The sequence below is a fragment of the Neisseria sp. P0021.S007 genome (assembly GCF_051956855.1).
The window spans coordinates 1-710 of record NZ_JBQCXA010000475.1 but is presented as its reverse complement, the minus strand read 5'-3'; the positions used below and the strand labels follow the sequence as shown (position 1 = coordinate 710).

1 protein-coding gene is annotated in these 710 nt (G+C 50.7%); it reads right to left on the bottom strand.

Annotated features, from left to right (window positions below; genetic code table 11):
• Positions 1 to 36 precede the first annotated feature (36 nt).
• A partial coding sequence (locus tag ACTHUR_RS14085; RefSeq protein ID WP_440399172.1) for a hypothetical protein occupies positions 37 to 710 on the bottom strand: 674 nt, incomplete at its 5' end.

Genomic DNA, 710 nt, shown 5'->3' with positions numbered 1-710 from the left:
TATATAAAGAGGCGGGCAAATATGCCCGCCTTGTTTTTAATATTTCTGCAAACCTTCTACCTTGATTTCTTTGGCATTGGCATGGATGAAGGCTTGAGTCGCTTTCATCGTGGCTTGGATGCGCGGATCGTTCCAGCGCACGATTTGGTTGTTTTCATCACGCTTGTCCGACCAGATAATCACGCCGTCAGTGTATTTTTTGCTGATTTCGAGCATTTTGCGCCAACGGACGGGATCGATGAATTGTTTGAAATAAGGACTGTTGGTGGCCGAATAATATTGCGGCCAGATGTAGCCGATGATTTTTTTGTTGGGAAAGCGTTGATGGATGTCGTCAACGGCGGTTTTCACGTCTTTTTCCCATTGCACCAAATCGGGGGAAGTGATGTAGAACACTGGATTGGCATAGTCGCTGATGGCGGCGGTGGGCGCACGGCGTTTGCTGACTTGCCGCCATTTTGTCAAGATGGCTTCGTTGTCAACGTTGGGACGGTAGTGTCGGATGCCGTGCAGGTGTTCGGAGGGCATGCCGTAGTTGCTGATGACGGCGCGCGGGTTTTCTTCTCTGAAGATTTGGTACATCCGCGCGAAGTCAGTTCTCAATTCGTCGGGCGTCAGCAGCTGGCCGTATTTTTCGGCAAACCAGCTTTCGATGTCGGTAGAAATGGTGCGGTAGCCTTCGCGGCGCGATTGTTTGGCCAATTCACGGA